12 protein-coding genes are annotated in these 15,626 nt (G+C 67.7%); 4 read left to right on the top strand and 8 right to left on the bottom strand.

Annotation, left to right across the window (positions count from 1 at the left end; genetic code table 11):
- Positions 1 to 112: 112 nt before the first annotated feature.
- Positions 113 to 1,123 (bottom strand): S1C family serine protease, encoded by a 1,011-nt coding sequence (locus IEW34_RS26675; RefSeq protein ID WP_188612281.1) that lies wholly within the window; start codon positions 1,121 to 1,123, stop codon positions 113 to 115.
- A 160-nt stretch (positions 1,124 to 1,283) separates the two neighbouring features.
- On the bottom strand, positions 1,284 to 2,489 hold the full coding sequence (locus IEW34_RS26680; protein ID WP_188612282.1) for an ABC transporter substrate-binding protein: 1,206 nt from the start codon (positions 2,487 to 2,489) through the stop codon (positions 1,284 to 1,286).
- A gap of 265 nt (positions 2,490 to 2,754) precedes the next feature.
- On the opposite strand from IEW34_RS26680, the gene IEW34_RS26685 reads away from it, so the two are divergent.
- The 4 genes from IEW34_RS26685 to IEW34_RS26700 all read left to right on the top strand — a co-directional run bounded on the left by IEW34_RS26685 (position 2,755) and on the right by IEW34_RS26700 (position 8,154).
- Entirely contained in the window at positions 2,755 to 3,954 is a 1,200-nt protein-coding gene (locus tag IEW34_RS26685) for an ABC transporter substrate-binding protein (protein WP_188612283.1), read from the top strand.
- A gap of 249 nt (positions 3,955 to 4,203) precedes the next feature.
- The gene (locus IEW34_RS26690; RefSeq protein ID WP_188612284.1) at positions 4,204 to 5,394 is read left to right on the top strand and encodes an ABC transporter substrate-binding protein; all 1,191 of its coding nucleotides are present in this window, start codon (positions 4,204 to 4,206) and stop codon (positions 5,392 to 5,394) included.
- Between the two features lie 127 nt (positions 5,395 to 5,521).
- Positions 5,522 to 7,183, top strand: coding sequence for a mucoidy inhibitor MuiA family protein (locus IEW34_RS26695; RefSeq protein ID WP_188612285.1), 1,662 nt, complete (start codon positions 5,522 to 5,524; stop codon positions 7,181 to 7,183).
- 194 nt (positions 7,184 to 7,377) lie between these two features.
- Positions 7,378 to 8,154 carry an enoyl-CoA hydratase-related protein gene (locus IEW34_RS26700; RefSeq protein WP_188612286.1) on the top strand — a complete coding sequence of 259 codons (777 nt, stop codon included), beginning with the start codon at positions 7,378 to 7,380 and terminating at the stop codon, positions 8,152 to 8,154.
- A 144-nt stretch (positions 8,155 to 8,298) separates the two neighbouring features.
- Here the strand turns inward: IEW34_RS26700 and IEW34_RS26705 are convergent, their stop codons facing one another.
- From IEW34_RS26705 to IEW34_RS26730, 6 genes are all read right to left on the bottom strand, one after another.
- The gene (locus tag IEW34_RS26705) at positions 8,299 to 9,498 is read right to left on the bottom strand and encodes an amidohydrolase family protein (protein ID WP_188612287.1); all 1,200 of its coding nucleotides are present in this window, start codon (positions 9,496 to 9,498) and stop codon (positions 8,299 to 8,301) included.
- Between the two features lie 56 nt (positions 9,499 to 9,554).
- Positions 9,555 to 10,655: a BMP family ABC transporter substrate-binding protein gene (locus IEW34_RS26710; RefSeq protein WP_188612288.1), complete on the bottom strand. Its 1,101-nt coding sequence runs from the start codon at positions 10,653 to 10,655 to the stop codon at positions 9,555 to 9,557.
- 35 nt (positions 10,656 to 10,690) lie between these two features.
- Positions 10,691 to 11,596, bottom strand: a complete 906-nt coding sequence (locus tag IEW34_RS26715; protein ID WP_188612289.1) for an ABC transporter permease — start codon at positions 11,594 to 11,596, stop codon at positions 10,691 to 10,693.
- On the bottom strand, positions 11,593 to 12,681 hold the full coding sequence (locus IEW34_RS26720; RefSeq protein WP_188612290.1) for an ABC transporter permease: 1,089 nt from the start codon (positions 12,679 to 12,681) through the stop codon (positions 11,593 to 11,595). The genes IEW34_RS26715 and IEW34_RS26720 overlap by 4 nt, the downstream gene beginning before the upstream one ends.
- Positions 12,665 to 14,209, bottom strand: coding sequence for an ABC transporter ATP-binding protein (locus IEW34_RS26725; protein ID WP_210324598.1), 1,545 nt, complete (start codon positions 14,207 to 14,209; stop codon positions 12,665 to 12,667). The genes IEW34_RS26720 and IEW34_RS26725 overlap by 17 nt, the downstream gene beginning before the upstream one ends.
- Positions 14,210 to 14,881: 672 nt before the next feature.
- Positions 14,882 to 15,577, bottom strand: coding sequence for a TetR/AcrR family transcriptional regulator (locus IEW34_RS26730; RefSeq protein ID WP_188612292.1), 696 nt, complete (start codon positions 15,575 to 15,577; stop codon positions 14,882 to 14,884).
- Positions 15,578 to 15,626 lie beyond the last annotated feature (49 nt).

The raw sequence follows: 15,626 nt of genomic DNA on the forward strand, positions 1-15,626 counted from the left end.
CACAGCGGAGGCGATTTCTTCCGCCGCCTCGCTCACACCAGCAGATGACCCTATCGCCGAATCCGCGGCCTGTCCCGGCCGCGGTCCGCCGTCGCTGCGCGGAGCGCGCCGCCTACGTCCCGCTCCGCTCCTGCGGGGTGATGTCCAGCACCTGCGCCTTCCCCTGCCGCAGCAGGTCGAAGGGCACGGGGCGGCCGATCCTGTCCTCGGTCAGGACACGGATCAGCTCGTCGGCGCCGGTGACGCGAATGCCGTCGACGGCGACGATGAGATCGCCCGCCCGCAGCCCCGCCGCGGCCGCCGGGCTCGCGCTCTCGACGGTATCGACCATCACGCCGGTCGCCTGATCGAGGCCCGCGATCACCTGGATGCGCCGGGCGATCGGCGCCGGGTGGGCGGCGATGCCGATCGACGCGCGCCGCACGCGCCCATGGCGGATCAGCCCGCCCATGACGAAGCTCGCCGTATTGGAGGCGACGGCGAAGCTGATGCCCTGCGCGCCCATGATCATGGCCGTGTTGATGCCGATGACCTCGCCGCGTGCGGACACGAGCGCGCCGCCGGAGTTGCCGGGGTTGAGGGCCGCGTCGGTCTGGATCACGTCGTCGATGAGCCGGCCGTTCTTGGCGCGCAGGGAGCGGCCGAGGGCGGACACCACGCCGGCCGTCACCGTGGCCTCGAAGCCGAGCGGGTTGCCGATGGCGACGGCGATCTGGCCGCGGCGCAGCAGGCCGCTGTTGCCGAGCCGCGCCGCCGGCAGGCTCACCGCCTGCTCCACGTGCACGAGCGCCAGGTCGGTGTCGGGATCGTCGCCGATCAGACGCGCATCGAAATGCCGGCCGTCCGCCATCTGCACGCCGAGGCGCGCGGCACCCTGGGCCACGTGGCTGTTGGTGAGGATGAGGCCGTCCGGCGACAGGATCACGCCCGAGCCGGAGCCGGCCGGGCGGCCGTTCTGGCGGACGTCGAGCTTGACCACCGCCGGACCAACCTGGTCGACGACGTCAGCGACCGCCGTCGAATAGGCGTCCAGCAGCGGGGCGTCGACAGTCTGGCTTTGAGGCGCCGCTCGGTCGGCAGCGTCGCCGTCGTTGAGGAGAAAGCGGGGAGTGAAGTCGAGCATGGCAGCAACCATTATTCGGTGTCTGCCGGAATATGGCGGCGGAAGCTCGGCGCTTAAAGAGGGCCGGCGATGCGCGCTCGCGAGGCGGCCGCCCTGGAGCATCTGCCGGCACGCCGGGCGGATCGACCGCCCGGCGTGCGTGTGCGTGACGCGTCCCCGCTCAGTCGCTGATCGGCTTGTCGCCGAGCTTCCAGTCCTTGCCGTCGTAGGTGGCAAGATAGAGCGTCGTCAACGGCGCGTAGTCGGTCGGCGAGGTGCTGTAGGCGAGCCCCTTGATCAATGCCGGTGCCGTGACGTTCTTCAGGGTGGTCGCCTGCTTCAGCACGTTGGCGCGGGTCAGTTCGTCGCCGCAGGCCTCGAGGATCTTGCCCATCAGCACTGCCTGGGAGTAGCCGGCGAAGGCGAGGTCGTTGTTGGGGTCCACGTTGGGCAGGTACTTGGCCCGGAAGGCCTCGTAAGCCTTCAGATCCGGATCGTCGGCCCACTGCGGATGGCCCACGTTCTTGCGGTACTTGACCGTGGTCAGGCCGATGGCCTTGTCGGCGCCGGCGGCCGTGATCAGCTCGGACGCCGTCGAGCCGCTCATGATCAGGTGCAGCGGCTTCCAGCCCAGCTCGGCCACCTTGCGGATCGACTGCGACGTCGCCTTGCCGGTGGTGATGTTGTAGAAGACGTTGGCGCCTGAGTTGGCGAGCGCGATGATCTGGCTGTCGACCGTGGGATCGGCCAGCTCATAGCTCTGCTCGGCCACGATCATCTTGTCGGCCTTGTCGCCCAGCGCCTCCTTCAGCGCCTTGACGTATTCCTTACCGAGGTCGTCGTGCTGGGCCAGGATGCCGATCTTGGCGTCCGGCACGCTCGCCAGGATGTGCTTGCCGAGGATGTGGGCCTCGGTGGTGTACATGGGCAGGCCCGGCGTGGTCCACGGAAACTTCTCCGGCTCGTTCCAGCGGCCGGCGCCGGTGTTCAGCAGCAGCTGCGGCACCTTCTTGGCGTTGAGGTACTTCTGCACCGCCGACTGCGTGGCGGTACCGAGCGAGCTGAACAGCGCCAGGACCTCATCCTGCTCGACCAGCCGCCGTGTCGCCTCAACGGTCTTGGGCGGGCTGTAGGCATCGTCCATGGACAGCAGCGTCACCTTGCGTCCGTTGATGCCGCCCTTCTCGTTGAGCATTTCGAAATAGGCGACCTGTGCGCGGCCGAGGACCCCGTAGGGCGAGCCGGGTCCGCTGTGCGGCACGGTCTGGCCCAACTTGATGTCGGTGTCGGAAGCGCCCGGATCGTAGGACTTCTGCGCCAACGCCGGTGCGGCGCATGCAGCGGCGAGCAGGCCTGAGAGCACAATTCGAGCGACGAACGGATACACGTTCCCACCTCCTGGATTATTTTGGAATGCGTTTGCGCATATCACAGGAGCCGCGAAACGCCACCTGTGGCGATCCGGCACGCCGTGCCCTGCCCGGCTGCGGCATGGTCACCGCGTCGCAGGAACGCGCCGACGGCTTCTAACCGCCGCTGGCGACGCTATGGTGGCGGCGCGGCCGATCGTGGCCGCGGCTGATAATATACAGCACCGGGCCCCGGCCGACCCGCGCGGTCGACCGGCCACGGATCCTGCTGGGAGGTAACGCATGAAGCCCGTCCTGACGGCGGTTCTCGCTCTGTCCCTGGTGGCGCCAGGAGCGGCCATCGCCGCCGAGAAGAAGTATGACCATGGAGCCTCCGACACCGAGATCCGCATCGGCCAGACCGTGCCCTACAGCGGTCCCGCCTCCTATGGCGGCGTGATCGGCCGGGTGCAGACGGCCTTCTTCGAGCAGCTCAACGCCAACGGCGGCATCAACGGACGCAAGGTCAACCTGATTTCGCTGGACGACGGCTACAGCCCGCCCAAGACCGTGGAGGCGACGCGCCGCCTGGTCGAGAGCGAAGGCGTGCTCGCCACCTACTACTCGATGGGGACGGGGCCCCAGGCGGCCGTGCAGAAGTACCTCAACAGCAAGAAGGTGCCGCAGCTCATGGTCGCCACCGGCTCGGCGAAGTGGGACGAACCGGAGAAGTTCCCCTGGTCCACGTCGGCCCTGGCGCTCTATTCCACCGAGGCCAAGCTCTTCGCCAAATGGGTGCTGCAGAACAGGCCCGGCGCCAAGATCGCCATCCTCTATCAGAACGACGACCTCGGCCGCGACTACGTCAGGGACTTCAAGGCGGGCCTCGGCGACAAGGCGGCGACGCTGGTGGTGGCGGAATCGACGTACGACATCACCGACCCGACCATCGACAGCCAGATGGTGAAGCTCGCCGCCTCCGGCGCCGACCTGTTCTACAACGTCACCGTCGGCAAGTTCGTCTCCCAGTCGATCCGCAAGGCCGCCGAGCTGGGCTGGAAGCCCTTGCAATATCTGGTCGGCTCGTCGGCCAGCAACATGCTGATCAACGCCGGCGGCCCCGAGAACGCCAAGGGCCTTCGCTCGCTGATCTACGCCAAGCAGCCCGACGCCGCGGAATGGGCCAACGACCCGGACATCAAGGCCTACCAGGAGTTCCGTGCCAAATACACGCCGACCATCGATCCCGCCGACGGCGTCGGCCTGCTCGCCTATTCCGGCGCCAAGGTGCTGGCGGAGCTGCTCAAGCGCTGCGGCGACGATCTCACCCACGCCAACCTGCTGAAGGTGGCCACCAACCTCAAGGACTTCGGCGCCATCCACCTGCTGCCGGGCATCGCCTACAACATGTCGCCGACCGACTACGAGCCGATCCGCGCACTCTATCTCGGCGAATACGACGGCAAGGAGTTCAAGCGGCCGGAGGCGCTGATCAGCCGCTGACGCCTGCGCGCCGGACACAGCGCTTTGCAACTGCGGATGGCCGGGGCTCGCCCCGGCCATTTTCTTTGGTCGCGCCTCCTCGTGTCCGCGTTGACAGGCTCCTGGTCGCCGGATATTTTACTGACCGTTAAGTACAAAAATGACCGGAGGGCCGTGCATCATTCGCTCGGTCGATCCGATAAGCGGGCCGCCCCGTTCGCGGGCGAGCCCGCGACAGGCCGAGACAGGCCCCATTGGGGAGGACACACCATGAAGCTTCGCGTTGGAGCCGCCGTCGTCGTGGCGGTGGCATGCGCAGCCGCCGGCGCGTTCGCGGCGGAGAAGAAATACAGCACCGGCGCCTCGGATACGGAGGTCCGGATCGGCCACACGACGGCCTACAGCGGGCCGGTGTCGGCCTTCGGCGCCGCCGGCCGCACGCTGGTCGGCTATTACAACATGATCAATGCCGCCGGCGGCATCAATGGCCGGCAGATCAAGATCATCTCGCTCGACGACGCCTACAGCCCGCCCAAGGCGGTGGAACAGACGCGCAAGCTGGTCGAGCAGGACGAGGTGCTGGCGATCTACGGCGTATCGGGGTCGCCGACCAACGCCGCCACCCAGAAATACCTGAACGGCAAGGGCGTCCCGCAGCTCTTGATCGCCACCGGCGCAGCCAAGTTCAACAACCCCAAGGCGTTCCCCTGGACGATGCCGTTCTGGCCGACCTATGCGGTCGAGCAGAAGACCTATGTCGACTATATCCGCAAAGCCAAGCCGGGCGCCAAGATCGCCGTGCTCTATGCCAATGACGACTATGGCAAGGATCACCTGGCCGGCGTCGTCGCCGCGCTCCAGGGCGTCAAAGACGCGACGCTGGTCGCCCAGGCCAGCTACGAGAGCTCCGACGCGACCATCGACAGCCAGATCCTGGCGCTCAAGTCCTCCGGTGCCGACGTCTTCATCAGCGCGACGACGCCGAAGTTCGCCGCCCAAGCGATCCGCAAGATCAAGGAACTGGGCTGGAACCCGCTCCAGTTCGTCGCCAACGCGTCGAGCTCGGTCAGCGCCGTGTTGGAACCGGCCGGCCTCGACAACTCCAAGGGCGTCATCACCGGCGCCTTCCTCAAGCTGCCGAGCGACCCGCGCTGGTCCACCGACAAGGAGGTCCAGGACTATCTGGCGTTCATGAAGAAGTGGAACCCGCAGGACAACCCCTTCGACTTCTACGCCACGGTCGCCTACGCAAATGCCGGCATGCTTCACCACGTGCTGAAGACCGCCGGCGACGATCTGACCCGCGAGAACCTCATGCGCGTGGTCGGCAACATCGATGACGTGCACGTACCGCTGCACCTGTCGAGCATCGTCCTCAAGACAACGCCGGAGGACTTCAGCGCTTTTAGGACGCTGCAGCTCCAGCGCTTCGACGGCAAGCATTGGGTCGATATCGACTGACCGACGTGAGCCCCGTGGACGGCGACGGCTGTCCACGGGCCTGTGAAGCGGCCGTGCGCGGCCCGCCCCAAAAAAACCGGCGGTTCAGGCTGAAACGACGCGGCACCGATCGCGTGAGGAGATGCCCGTGAAATCGCTGTTCGCCGCCGCCCTTGCCAGTGTACCGACACTTGCTCTCGTCCCTGCGGCCCTGGCTGCCGATCTGCCGCTGACCACGACGATCGATGCCGTCACCGTGTTCCCGGACGGCGCGCTGGTAACGCGCTCGGGGGACATCGCCCTGCCCGCAGGCTCCCACCAAGTCATCGTCGCCGGATTGCCGCCGGGCCTCGATCCGGCGTCGATCCGCGTCGAGGGCAGCGGCGATCAGCCGATCGTGATCGGCTCGGCCGAGATCAGGAACCTCCCGGCGGCGCTGGACCCGGATACGGAGGCGCAGCGGCGGCTGCGCGACCTGAGGGCCGAACTCGCCGGCCTCAACGGCCGCATCGACGCGGCCGAGATGCAGCGGCGCGCGATCGAGCGTTTCGCCACCGCCACGCCGGAGGCCGCCGCCAAGGAGGGCAAGCCGATCGACGTCGCGCAGTGGCGCACCGCCTGGACGGCCATCGGCGAGGGCGCAGCCGACATCAACGCCCGGCTCGTAGGGCTCCGCGCCCGCGGCAGCGACCTCGACCGCGAGATCAAGGCGCTCGAGGCAACCCTCGAGCGTACGCGCCACGGGCTTGCCCCGCGGCGCGACGTCACCGTCGCAGTCGATGCCGCAGCCGACGCCAAGGCCAGGCTGAAGATCGTCTATCGTGTCGGCAACGCCCGCTGGACACCAATCTACGATGCGCGCCTGAGCACCGGCACCGACGGGGTCCCGCCGAAGATCGACTTCGTGCGCCGCGCCAGCATCAGACAAACCTCGGGCGAGGACTGGCGCGAGGCATCGCTCGTGCTGTCGACGACGCGCGTCGCCGGCGGCGTCGCGGCGCCCGACCTCGGCACGCTGGTCGCCACCATCGACGAGCCGGCGATGCTCCGCCGCTCCAGCCGCGATGCGGCGCCGCCGTCGCCCGCTGCCCGGCCGCGGCTGGCGGAGCCGGCGGCGCCGAAGGAGCTCGCGCAGCCGGCGGAGGAGCAGGAGGCCGCAGCGACGGCCGGCGCCTTCTCGGCCGAATACCACATCCCCGGGCGCGTCTCGGTCGGCAAGGACGGCACGGCCAAGAGCGTGCGCCTGGCCTCGCGCGAGATCGAGCCCGACCTCGCCGTGAAGGCAGCGCCCGCCCTCGACCCTACGGCCTACCTGACGGCGCGCATCACCAACGCCGACGAAGCGGCGCTGCTGCCGGGCGAGGTGCTGCTGTTCCGCGACGGCGCTTTCGTCGGCAAGACCCGCATCGGGCTCACCGCGGCCGGCGATCGGCTCGACCTGGGGTTCGGCGCCGACGACCGCGTCAAGATCGAGCGCGCGCCGGTGCGCCGGCGCGAGAACGATCCGAGCTGGTTCACATCCTCGAAATACCAGATCAGCGACGTCAGGACCGTCGTCACCAACCTGCATCCGCAGCCCATGCGCGTCACCCTCGTCGATCGCATTCCCGTCTCGGAAAACACCGCCATCGTCATCGAGCCGCTGCGCGAGACGACGCCGCCGACCGAGAAGCAGGTCGGCGACAAGCGCGGCGTCATGGCCTGGTCCTGGGAGATGCGGCCGAACGAGAAGAAGGAGGTGCGCGTCGCCTACCGCATGAAGTGGCCGGCCGACCGCGACATCCGCCTCACCATGCAGGACGGGCAATGACGGCAGGCCGGTGGGCGAGCGCGCGCCGCGGCATTAGAGCGTTTTCGAGCGAAGTGGATGCCGGTTCGCGTTAAGAAAACGCGATAAGTCAAACAGTAGAGCACTTCGGCGATTCGAAGAAACGCGGAAATGCTCTAGCGCAAGCGGCGTTCGCCGCATGGCCGGCCGATGAGATCACGCACAAGGAGCAAATGATGTCCATGATCCTCTTGGAGCGGCGGGGGCCGATCCTGATTCTGACGCTGAACAATCCGGAGCGCTACAACGCGCTCGGCGGCACCCTCCTCCCCGATCTCGTCGACGCCCTCGAAGCCGCGGCAGCGGACGGCGAGGTGCGCGCCATCGTCCTGACCGGCGCCGGCAAGGGCTTCTGCGCCGGGGCCCAGTTCGGCGGTGACACCTTCGACAGCGGCGGCGGCATCGGCGAGAAGATGCGCCGGTCGATCAATCCGCTCATCGCCAAGCTGCGCAGCTGCCCCAAGCCGATCGTGGTCGCCATGAACGGCGCCGCGGCCGGAGCCGGGGTCGGCGTTGCGCTCGCCGGCGATATTGTCATCGCTGCGCGCTCGGCGCGCTTCATCCTGAGCTTCGTGCGCCTGGGCGCCGCCCTCGACGCCGGCACCTCGCTGCTGCTTCAGCGCGCCATCGGCGCCCCGCGGGCCCGCGCGCTGTCGCTCCTCGGCGAGCCGCTCGACGCGGAGCGGGCGGCGGACTGGGGCCTCATCTGGAAGTGCGTCGACGACAATGTGTTGCTCGACGAAGCGCTGGCCGCCGCTCAGCGCCTCGCCGACGGGCCGCCCGTCAGCCTCGGCCTCATCAAAGGCCAGCTCGAGGCGGCGTGGAGCGCCGATCTCGGGGCGGCGCTGGATGGCGAAGCGGATGCCCAGGCGCGCGCCTTCGTCACCGACGACCTGCGGGAGGGCGCAGCTGCCTTCGTGGAGAAGCGGGCGCCGCGCTTCGTCGGCCGCTGAGCCGACCCAGCGCGCCAACGCCGGACCTCGAGCGCCCCTCGCCGCTTGCGGAGAGGGGTACGCGCGGCGCGATCCGCGTGAGGTCGGCGCGACGCCATGCTGCGAGAAAGACCGCCGGGCAAGCCCGCGGCGGCCCTTAACGGGCTACGACCGGAGCACCCTCCCCTCCTTGGCGACCAGGTTGCCGTCCTTGTAGACTGAGCGTTTCTTCGGAATCGCGACCACCGCTTCGGGCACATGCGCCGCGTCCAGCGTGACGAAATCGGCCTTGCATCCCACCTGCAATCCGTATCCCTCCAGGCGGAGCGCCCTGGCCCCCGCGGCGGTCACCACGTCGAAGGCCAGCAGGAGCTCCTCGTCGGTGTAGAATCCTGACCGGTAACCGATCGTGGTGGCCCGGCTGAGCATGTCGCCGTCGCCGTAGGGCCACCAGGAGTCCCTGATATTGTCGCTGCCGCTGAATACGGTGACGCCCGCCGCTCGGAGCGTGGCGACCGGCGGAAACGGCCTGCTGCCGGGCGCATTCGTCATGATCGACACGCCCGAGCGAGCCAGGTCATCGGCGGTCTTCTTCAGCGCGTCGGCGGCAATGTCGCCGAGGGCATAGGCATGGCTGACGGCCACATGTCCTTCCATGCCGAGCGCCCGGGTGCGCGCGGCGATCTGCTCGATCTCGAAGACGCCGAGGCTGCCTGCATCGTGCAGATGGATGTCGACGTCGACGCCGCGCCTCTGCGCGACACCGAAGACGACGTCGAGGTGCTTTTCGATGTCGCGATCGAACGACGCCGGATCAAGGCCGCCCACGAGGTCGGCGCCCATGCCAATCGCCTCATCGAGCAGGTGCGCCGTGCCCGGGCTGCTCAGGATGCCGCTTTGCGGAAAGGCGACGAGTTGGATGTCGATCATGCCCTTGTAGGCGTCGCGCACCTGCAAGATGGTTTCCAGCGATCCGAGGCCGACCGTGCCGTCGACCATGACGTGGCTGCGCATCTGCGTCGAGCCATTGGCCAGGCAAAGCTCGAGCTGGTTCCGCGCCCTCTCCTCCATCGGCGCGGCTTCAGCCAAGTTCTGCGCCTGGAAGGCGACCCGCTCGTGCACGTTGAACCCATCGGTGCAAGGTTTGTGCGGACGCCACACCTCGCCATAGAAGCTGGTGTCGAGGTGAATGTGCCCCTCCACGAAGCCCGGGACGACGAGAGCGCCGCCCAGATCGGTGATATCGGAAGTCGCCGCGGCCTCATCCGACGCCTGAATGGCGGCGATGCGACCGCCCGTGACGACGATGCTTCCCTGCGTGCCGTCGCCGAAACGCGCGTTGGTGAATGTCTTGCGGTTGCTCACCGTTGCATCTCCCGTTGTGCATGCGTGGGAAGGTGCGGGACACCCGAGCCAACGGCTCAGGTCCTGGGCAGCGTACCCTGCACACCCTCGACCAGCCACGTCATCGTCCGGATCTCCTGGTCCGGCAGCGCCGCTCCGGCCGCCACCTTCGGCGCCCCGGACTGATCCTTGAGCGGTCCGGCAAAAGGCTTCAACGTGCCAGAGACAATGGCCGCCTCCGCCGCCTTCATCTCCGCGGCGACCGAGGCCGGCAGGTCCGGGCTGCTGGTCGTCATCTTGAGGAAGCCCCCCGCGCCCAGGCCGAGCCACCTGCTCTCAGGCTTCCAGTTGCCCTCGATGACCGCCTTGGCCGCGCCGAGATGCGCCGAACTCCAGTCCAGCTCGAATGATGTGAGCTGCTTCTTCCTGACGTAGGCCGAGAAGTCTCCGGTGCTCCCGATCGACCAGACGCCCTTCTCCTCGGCGGCGAGCCCCTGCACCGGCGTGTTCGGGCTGCCGGAGAGCACGTCCGCCCCTTGCGCGACGAGGGCCGCGACCGCGTCCTTCTCCTTGGCCGGATCGACCCACGCGTTGGCCCAGACGACCTTCAAGGTCGCCGCCGGATTGACGCTGCGCGCGCCGAGCAGGAACGCATTGAGGCTGTAGATGACCTGTGGCACCGGGAAGGCGCCGACCCAACCCAGAATATTGCTCTTGGTCATCCGCCCGGCGGCAATGCCGGTGAGGTAGGTGCCCTCGTATTGCCGCGCCTCGAAGACCCCCAGATTGCGGCCTGCTTCGATGCCGGCGCAGCATTCGAAGTGCGAACCGGTGAGCGTCGGGGCCAGTTTCTTGAGCGAAGCGTATTGCGAGAAGGTGGTGCCGAAGATGAGCTTGTTGCCTTGCGTCGACAGCTGCCTGAAGAGGCGCTCGCAGTCCTGGATCTGGGCAATATTCTCCAGCACCGTCACCTTCACCTTGCCCGGATAGGCAGTCTCGAGCGCGCGCCAGGCCTGGGCCTGATAGTGTTCCCAACCTGTGTCGGAAATCGCGCCCATGTGGATGACCCCGACCTTGAGCACCTCTTCGGCAGCCCACGCCGGCCGGTAGCCGGCCCCCGTCGCCAGCGCGGCCGCCGCGGTCGTCTTGAGAAAGTGTCGTCTCGTCGAGCCGGTCATGGTGCCCCTCCTGTCTGTCGCCGCTGGGCGATACCTCAGATGCTGAACGGCTTGCCGAGCGAGGCCGGCACGTTGAGGCGCATCATCGTCTCGTCGCGCGAAATGAGCGCGAGCACGACGATCGTCGCCAGGTAGGGAAGCGCCGACATGAGTTCCGACGGCAGGCCGACGCCGGCGCTCTGCGCGAACAGCTGCGCCATGGTGGCGCCCCCGAACAGGTAGGCGCCCGCCAGGCAGCGGCCGGGCCGCCATGTGGCAAAGACCACGAGCGCGACGGCGATCCACCCGCGGCCGGCGATCAGCCCCTCGGTCCACAGCGCGGTGTAGACGAGCGAGACATATGCGCCGGCGATGCCCGCCAGGGCGCCGCCAAAGAGTGTCGCGAGGTAGCGGATGCGGATGACCGGATAGCCGATGGCGTGCGCGGACGCAGGGGACTCGCCCACCGCTCGCAGGGCCAGCCCGTATTTCGTCCGGTATAGAAAGAACCATGTTGCCGTGAACAATACCCAGGACAACCAGACGAGCGGGTGAAGCTGTCCGAGGATCGGGATGTCCGCCGCAGCGGCCCCGAGCCCGGAAGGAGGAACGACGAGCGCCATGCCGACGTAAGACTTGCCGAGATACGAGCCAAGACTTGTCCCGAAGATGGTCAATGCAAGACCAACCGCCACCTGGTTGGCGTTGAAGCTGACGGCCAGGACAGCGAACAGGAGCGACAGCAGCATTCCGGCTGCCATCGCGACGAGAACGCCGAGCCCGAGGCTGCCCGTCGCCATCGCGACGGCAAAAGCGGCGACGGCGCCGACGACCATCATGCCCTCGACGCCCATATTGACCACGCCGGCGCGCTCGACGACCAGTTCCCCGAGCGCGGCATAAACGAGCGGCGTGCCGGCCACCAAGGTCGCCACGATGAGCTGCGCGACGAGGCTGCTCACGCGGCGGCCCCCAACGCAGATCGCCCGCGAGGTGCATACCTGATGCGATATTGTACGAGCACATCGGCCGCCAACAGGAAGAACAGCAGCAGGCTTTGCAGTAATCCGGAGATCGCGGACGGCAGGCCGAGCGACATCTGGGCGCTGTCTCCGCCAAGATAGATCAACGCCATCAGGAGGCCGGACAGGAGGACGCCGACCGGGTGCAATCGGCCGAGAAAGGCGACGATGATGGCCGCATACCCGTATCCGGATGACACGGTGGGAAAGATCTGGCCGAGGGGGCCGGCGATCTCGCCGACACCGGCGAGGCCTGCCGCGGCTCCGCCGGCGAACATGCCGATCCAGACCGCGCGGTGCGGGCTGAACCCGGCATAGCGCGCAACCCCGCTCGAGAGGCCCGTCACACGCAGCTGGAAGCCGACGAAGCTCCGGCCGACCAAGATCCATCCAAGGGCAACGGCGACGAGGGCGAAGACGACGCTGATGTTGGCCCGTGTGCCCTCGATGATGACGGGGAGGAGGGCCGCGGGAGCCAGCGGCTCCGACTGGGGGAAGTTGAAGCCTGCCGGATCGCGCCAGGCACCGAACACCAGCCAGGACAGCCAGAGTTGCGCAACGTAGTTGAGCATGAGGCTGACGAGGATCTCACTGGCGTTGAACATGGTGCGCAGCAAAGCCGGGATCGCAGCCCACAACATGCCGCCCGCCACGGCTGCGACGATCATCGACGGCAGCACCCAGATGCCATCGCCCGGTCCGAAGCGCAGCGCCAGGTAACCGGCAAAGATCGCGCCGATGGTGAGCTGTCCTTCCGCCCCGATGTTCCAGACGCCTGCGCGAAAGCCGATGGACAGGCCGACACCGATCAGGATCATAGGTGTGGCCTTGATGAGCAGTTCACCCACGCCATACCAATCCGAGAGCGGCGACAGGACGAAGGTGGCCAACGCCTGAACCGGGTCGAGGCCCGCGGAGGCAAAGACGATCATCGCGGCGGCAGCCGTCAGCGCCAAGGCCGTTGCCGGAGCGAGCCACACCATCTTCGCCGAAGGCTTCGTGCGTGCCTCAAAGTGCAACGGCATCGTCGGCCTCCTTGACGTGCAACGAGGGCGCACCATGGCCGCCGGTCATGGCCAGTCCGACGCGATCACGGCTCGTGCAGGCGCGCTCGACCCCCTCGCTCAGGCGGCCGCCGGCCATGACCGCGATGCGGTCCGCAATGTCGAACAGTTCGTCGAGCTCTTCCGAGATGACGAGGATGGCGGCGCCTCTGTCGCGCAGGTCGAGCAGCGCCTGGCGGATCACCACGGCCGCGCCCACGTCGACACCCCACGTCGGCTGCGACACGATGAGAACGCCCGGCTCCTGCAGGATCTCCCGCCCGATGATATATTTCTGGAGGTTGCCGCCCGACAGGCTGCCGGCATGGGCGGCGGGGCCGCCGCACCGCACGCCGAACGTTTCAATGCACGTCTTGGCGTAGGCCTCGATCCAGCTGAACCGGATCAGTCCGCAGCGAGTTGCCCGGCCACGGTTGACGGTCACGAGGACGTTGTCCGCCAGCGACATCGCGGGAACGGCGCCCTGGTCGAGCCGATCCTCCGGGACGGAGCGAAGGCCGAGCGCGCGCCGCTCGGCGGGTCCGAGATGGCCGATCGCCTCACCGTCGAGCCTGACTGCGCCGTGCTCCACCAGCCGCTGCTCGCCGGATAGCACCGACATCAACTCGGCCTGACCATTGCCGGACACGCCGGCAATGCCGAGGATCTCGCCGCTCCTGATCCCGAGACTGACGTCGGCCAGGGCCGTCCCGAATGGATCGCGCGTCGGCAACGACACATTGGCCAGTTCGAGCCGTGTTCGGCCGGCAGCCGCCTGGGTCGCCTCGCGATAGCGCGGCAGGTCCTCGCCGATCATCATGCGAGCGATCGACGCGGGCGTCTCCTGCCTGGGCACGCATGTGCCTGTCACCCGGCCTCCCCGCAGGACGGTGGCGCTGTCGCAGAGCGACTGGATCTCGTTCAGCTTGTGGCTGATGTAGAGAATGCTGCAGCCGTCCGCCGCGATCCGGCGGAGCGCCTCGAACAGTTTCTCGACGGCTTGCGGCGTCAGAACCGAAGTAGGCTCGTCCAGGATGAGCAGGCCCGGCTTTCGCAGCAGCGCGCGCACGATCTCGACCCGCTGCCGCTCGCCGACCGACAGGGTGTAGATGGGGCGCGCCGGGTCGACCGGCAGGCCATAGCTGGCTGCGACCGACGAGATCTGGTCGGACAGGGCGTTCAGCGACGGTGTCGTCGGCAACGCAAGGGCAATGTTCTCGGCCGCCGTCAACGTGTCGAACAGGGCGAAGTGCTGGAAAACCATCCCGATGCCGAGGCGCTGGGCTTGGGCGGGCGACCTGATGACCACTTCCCGGCCGTTCCACAGCATCTCGCCGCTGTCGGGCTGAACGATGCCGTAGATGATCTTCATCAGGGTGCTCTTGCCGGCCCCGTTCTCACCGACGACGGCGTGGATCTCGCCCGGCGCCACGCGCAAACTCACGTCATCATTGGCGACCACGGCCGGATAGGCCTTGCGGATGCTGCGAAGCTCGAGGCGGTCTGGCACGTTCGGACGCGTCAGCGAGGGGTGCATGATGGACCCTGACCCGTTCCGGCGGCCGGATACTCGACTGCCACGCCGCCGTTCATGGCTGGGGCGGGCGCTGCACCGACGCCATCCCCGGCGTCAGCGCCGGCGCGATGACGGCGCGGCTGAGCGTCTGGCCGGCCTCGTCGATCCGGCTCGGGCCCCTCATCATTGGATGCTCCATCGCCATCAACCTGCATACAGTATCTGATTTTACCGCATACAGGATGGGCGTATTTTGTTCGCCACGATGGAATTGACGGCATCGCCGCGCTCAATTTCTAAGCGCGGTGCGCCGGAGTTCTCTGGCGATCGGATGTCGTCGTCTCGCCGCGACGGCCGGGGCGAGGCTGGTCTCTCCCACCTGGCACGGTATCGGGCTATGGGGCAGCCGAACGCGGCCGCGCCGCACCGTCACAGCCGTGCGACGGGCGACCCGTAGCCACGCGGCGGCCGACGAAAAGGGCGAAGCCCGGGAGGGTGTGCCCGGCAGGCGGCTCGGGGGATAAAAGCGATGATGCCGACGATATAGAGAATGAAACCTCTAATCTCTATTTTCGTCTAGTTACCCATATCGATCGTAGACCAATATTCGGTCATGCATCGTCCGCTCCCGGCGGATTCGCTTCTCCCGCGCAAGCCACAGCCAGGTCAAGGCTTGGCACGCGCCGCCCGGGCCGGCCGACCGCCGCGCCGCGGCGCGGCCTTGGCACCGTTGAGCTGGGCCGCGGGGCTCGCCTGCACGGGTGAGACCCCCTGGAGGAAGATCGCCAGGTACTGCTCGACCACCTCGGCCAGCGCTTGCGCGCCGTCGCTGTCGAACCAGCGGGCCAAACCGTTGAAGCTGTCGAAGAGCGCCATGGACAACGCGCGCTCGTCGCAGGCGCGCAACGACCCGTCCTTGACGCCGTCGCGGATCATCTCGCGAATGGCATGGTTCAACGCCCGCCGGCCCGCGACGGTCTTCGTGCGGGAGTCTGGCGAGAGGTCGCCGGGCTCGGTCAACGCCAGACACCGCCCGAAATCCTCGCAGATCACCTCAGCATACAGCGCGAAGAACCGGCACAGGCGCTGTCGGGCGGTCAAGTTCGGGCCGCCCGACTTGTCGAGCACGACAGCGAGCGCATCGAGCGCCCTCTTGCCGCACGCGAAGATCAACTCGTCCTTGCTCTTGGCATAATAGTAGAGCGCGGGCTTGGTGACACCGAGTTCGGCGGCGACGTCGTCGAGCGTCGCGACGTGAAAGCCGAGCCTGTTGAACGTCCGCGCCGCCGCGCGAAGCACTTCGAGCCGTCGTTGCTCATACCTGGAACTTGCCTCGCCATTGGCCATGCGACGTGCAGCCATCGTGTCTCCGGTGCGGTGTTCAGCCCCTCATAGCGCGCCGCAGCCGGTG

This window comes from Chelatococcus reniformis (assembly GCF_014640075.1).
Lineage (GTDB): Bacteria > Pseudomonadota > Alphaproteobacteria > Rhizobiales > Beijerinckiaceae > Camelimonas > Camelimonas reniformis.